The organism is Pseudomonas juntendi (assembly GCF_009932375.1).
Classification (GTDB): Bacteria; Pseudomonadota; Gammaproteobacteria; order Pseudomonadales; family Pseudomonadaceae; genus Aquipseudomonas; species Aquipseudomonas juntendi.
The window spans coordinates 1-4,471 of the sequence record NZ_BLJG01000334.1 but is presented as its reverse complement, the minus strand read 5'-3'; the positions used below and the strand labels follow the sequence as shown (position 1 = coordinate 4,471).

3 protein-coding genes are annotated in these 4,471 nt (G+C 57.0%); all 3 read right to left on the bottom strand.

The window, feature by feature from the left end; genetic code table 11:
- Positions 1-188: 188 nt before the first annotated feature.
- On the bottom strand, positions 189-1,565 hold the full coding sequence (gene qatC / locus GYA94_RS25625) for a Qat anti-phage system QueC-like protein QatC (RefSeq protein ID WP_063544934.1): 1,377 nt from the start codon (positions 1,563-1,565) through the stop codon (positions 189-191).
- Positions 1,562-2,290: a Qat anti-phage system associated protein QatB gene (gene qatB / locus GYA94_RS25620; protein ID WP_304363550.1), complete on the bottom strand. Its 729-nt coding sequence runs from the start codon at positions 2,288-2,290 to the stop codon at positions 1,562-1,564. Before qatB ends, qatC begins: the two co-directional genes overlap by 4 nt.
- A gap of 143 nt (positions 2,291-2,433) precedes the next feature.
- Positions 2,434-4,383: a Qat anti-phage system ATPase QatA gene (qatA, locus tag GYA94_RS25615; protein ID WP_161774808.1), complete on the bottom strand. Its 1,950-nt coding sequence runs from the start codon at positions 4,381-4,383 to the stop codon at positions 2,434-2,436.
- Positions 4,384-4,471 lie beyond the last annotated feature (88 nt).

Here is a 4,471-nt window from a genome sequence, read left to right as displayed (position 1 = left end):
CTTCCCTGGACGCTTACGAGCCGAGGCCGCAAGCTCTCGATTGCGCTGCCATGCTTTCGGTGTTGTGGTCACGGCCAAGGTGGCCACCTCAGCCCGATCGCATTCCACGATGAGACGCTCATGATCGGGATAGAGGTCAAGATGGCAGTGGAAGTCCACCCACCTCGGAGTTGATCTATTCTGCGACTTCATAGTGGTACGGCGGTCACACCCTCAAGGTAATCGTCCACTTCTAGCAAGCCCTCTCGATAGACCTGTTCAAAGTTATCCAGGCTATCAGGGTGGTCGATCAACGGCCCGGGCTCGTGAATGGCGAACTTTGCGCGCTGGGGCGCACGTTTGAGGCGCGCTATGGCCAACTGGAAAGATCGCACATGTTCGCCATCAGACTTGTTCGTGTCCAGAGATTGAGCATGCAGATCCGGAATGACATACCGCGTCTGATCCGGCCCACAACCGCGGTGAATTGCAGCCCGCCGGATGATGCAGGGGACGCAGAACCCACAATGCTTGGGTGATCGATTCGCGGGGTCGGGATGGTACCTCGCCTTTCCGGGTGATGAGCACGACATTGTGAGATGCACATGATCCGCCAGGAATGCAGGGTCTGTGCACTGTTCTGCCATTTGCCCCTTGGTAAGATAGCTGAACATGTTAAACAACCTTGTGCTCAGCCCCAGGCGCCCAAACAGCTCATTTACCCGCGCCATGTAGTATGGGTGGGTCGTACGAGTGCTACATGCACCTAGGCGCCGCGGATCCAGCGGGACGTTCAGAGAGATCAAGCCATTTTCAGGAACATGGATGGTGATCGAGTCGCCGATCGCTTCCGCGGCCATGGCCGCCAGAGCGAAAAACAGGAATGAGCGCGCTCGCAGCGTGTCCTCGCTACCACCACCTTCCACGAGGTCATGCGGGAAGCCTACACGGGCCTGTACGTGATTAATCGCGGTCTCGGAAAACCTCTCCTGCAGCACTGCCCGACAGTCGTTTTGATAGGTGCTGGTGCTGTTAGTGTCCCAGTAATGACTAACAAGTAACGGCTTGCCGCCATTACTTAGCAGGTTGATCGCGCCGATAAAGCTGTCCATCCCCCCGGAGAACAGGCATACGCTGTCAGACTCATCTGTTCTCAAGCTATCAGGGATGGGGGAAAGCTCCTCGATATCTGTGGGACGCTCGCGGAAGGCCAAGCGCCAACGATCACCAGTGAGGAATTTCAATGTCGAGGCCAGCAAGTCGGACGTTGCTGCCCAAAGAACGGGATCCGCGACGGGGATGTAGAGATCAATCTCTCTCGTCCAGGCATTCTCCGATTCGGTGTCCCGTGAGATCCTCGTATCTGCTGCGGTGAGGGTCGCTGCCAGGAGTGCAAGATCGACGGCAGTTTCTCCTGGGCTTAGACCAAGACCAGCCAACTGCTCAACGGCTTGCCCGATTCCAAACTGCAGTCTCCCAATTCCATCCAAGAACTGAATATTGGTGATGACACTGCCTGGCGCCAGCAACTCCAGCTCTTGGTCGTCAGTTTGGCCAAGCCGGCAAATAATGCTGTGGTGCCTCATTCTAATCCCTCCGCTGCAGTGGCGATCAGATCGAATGCCGCCTCATAGATCGCACTGGTCACCTGATTGACCTCTTGGTCTGTGGGGGCCGGCCATTGCTCCAGTCGGTTAGCGAGCTGGCCTCGTGTACAACCCATGATAAAGGAGCTCAGTTGAGATTGAATGCGCTCAACTGCGTCCACATCATCTGGCATGGTGATCCCCCTGCCGCCCAAATCCGCCATGATCATGCTCTCAATCGAATTCGCTACGAAGTCGAGGAAGAAATTCTGTCGATCAGCTTGGGTCATGTCATCGAAGCTACCGTTGCTTGCCTCGTCCAGTTCGGCGATTGTCTTTAGCGCTGCCTGGCGCGCAACACCTTCGTCGATCGCCCCTCCAGGCGGGCAAATGAACTCAAGTAGCGTGAGCAGCACCTGGGAGGCCGGTTGCCCTGGGGCAACGGTGAGCTGCAAGCGTCGCAGCGTTTCAGCTGCCCCGTTCCGCTGAACATCTCCGAAGATGCTGAGCAGCTTGGCGGCAGTAGCACGGGACGTTCCCATGCGACGCGCGCCTCTGGAAGATCCTCCAACGCCTTTGCGCACATAGGAAGACAACGCATTGCCAAGGTCGCTAGGGCTGCCAGTGCGGGCAAATCGGGTGAAGCTACTGCGCGCCCCGCGAAGGGAGCCAGTGCCGTCATTGTTCACTGGCGCTGATGGCGCGGAGCCCGGCTGAGATGGCATAGCACCAGGTTGCGATGGATTTGACGGGCCTGGCCCGTTGGCTTGAGCAGCCGGTGCGCTTGGCTGCGCAACATCATCAATCCAGGAAGGCACCAAGCCGGAGCTCGGGCCTCCATATCCTTTGGAGGTACCCATATCAATCCTTATGATTTGCCGCTGAAGGCCAGTACGCGATTGGCCGCCTTCTGGAGATTCTCGTTTTCGACCTGCTGGCTCCAGCCCCTGAGAATTCCCTCAAGCGCTTGGATAGCGTTCGTATCCTTCAGGCACTCATGCCATGGGGCTGGAGCCCACATGCCGAGTTTTGGTGTGGGCAATGATCGGACAAATTCGACCAAGCGTTTCTGTAGTGCGGGGCGTTGTTTGACAAGCTCGATCAACCCCGCAACTCCTTTAGGTTGATCCAAAAAATCGTCCGCCTGGATTATCTGATCACGGAGAGCATCAAAAACATTCTCGGCATCAACCTCAGCCAATCCCAAAATTTCTTTCTTCGTGGCCCCTTGTCTGAACTGCAATGGTGGGCCCATCAGCTTGTCGACGAGCGCCTCGAGATGACTCACTGCGACCTGCCCCATCAACGAGCTGCGCTTGTCGCGAGTCACGAAGATGTACGGCCGCAAATCAATGCCCGATAGCGCGGGGTCAATCGCCGCCCAATTGCTAATCCAATCACTCTTCTCCCAGTCGTTCACCTCTCCAGAGGTGGCCACCGCCTTGAGCTTCCCGGAGCTTTTCCCCTCCTCTGGCTCTGAAATCCTCTCCCTGGATTTCCTAGCCCGCTTCTCCAACTCGGCGATGGCAGGTACCACGCCATTCGCATCCAGACTCGCGATCCGTGCCAGTTGCTCGTAAAAATCGGGATGGAAGCGCTCAGCCAACATGATTTTTGCAAGTATTGGGCGCCGGATGTCCTCAGCAAACCCTCGAGCATCGGCGATGGCGTAGCGAAGCATCATGGAGTTCAAGAAGCGTTTGATCTGCCGTGGGTTACCGCGGGTACCCTCACTCAGGATCCGGGCTAACAAGGCACTAGTGTCCAGTGCTTCTTGGGCAAACTCCGGAAGCGGGTTGCCGAAGGCGCCAGCTACAGCCTTGCGGTCGAGGCCTGTGCTCTTCCAGGGGCGGAGCATGTCCTGCTGGGCGGTTTCCAAAAGGCTTTTGAATTGTTTGTCGTCCGTTTTCACACAGCTCTCGAGCTGCAGCAGCGTGATGTAACTACGAGTCTCCGCCAATCCGAGGGCCGGGATGCGGAACGGTACCTGGATGAGTTTCTCCAGGTAGTTACGTGCGTAGGTCACGGGCCCCGCACCTTGCGGCAGGTCTGGGAAGTGCTCGCGTACCGCGTACTCAATCATTGCCTCATCGGCACCGACCACGAAGGCAGTTCGATTTACGAAGAGGAAGAGGCGGATGGCTTCGAGCGTGGCGATGGCTGTTTTGGGTAGGCATCGATCCAGGTCATCAACGATGACCACCAATTGGTCAATGTCGGCGGCGGTCAGAAGCTCTTCGAACTCGACTCGGAACTGATGCATGTGCTCGGGAAGCTGCTCAGACTCTGTTTCGGCATCCTTGATGAAGCCCCCGGCCTTCTCTGCAAGGCCGGTTAGACTCTCAACGCTTAGATGGTCACCTGGGTTCTGCACGAAGGAGGAAATCGATTCCACCGCCCCTTTGAGCTGGTCAATGCTAGGGATGCCGGTTAGCGCGGTGAAGCCTAGCCCTCCGGCATGCTTGGCCAGCTTGAACCAATCCACACGCCGCAAGACTTTCTTTGCGGCCTCGGCAACTTTCGTGGAGCCTGGGCGAGCACGTCTCAGCTCATCAACAATGGTCTGGATAACGACAGTTTTCGCATCCTCGAAACCTTCGAATGTCCACCCGTTAAACCATATGCAGCAGACGCGCTTATCCGCGTTGAGCAGTTGCTGAGTCATCTTCAGGACACTGGATTTACCTGCTCCCCAATCACCATGAACGCCAATAGTGACCGGGGTGCCCCGCGATTCGTGAAGCAGGCGCTGTACCGTTTTGGCAATGGGGGCGTAATACAGCAGGTCAGTAGCCGTTTCCTGGTCGTTCAGGAACATGCAGAGAACTCCCTTACTAGCATTTGGGGTGCAACCCATGACAGTGAACTCAGCGCTAGGAAGCGACCGGTCCCCGCCGCGTCAGGAT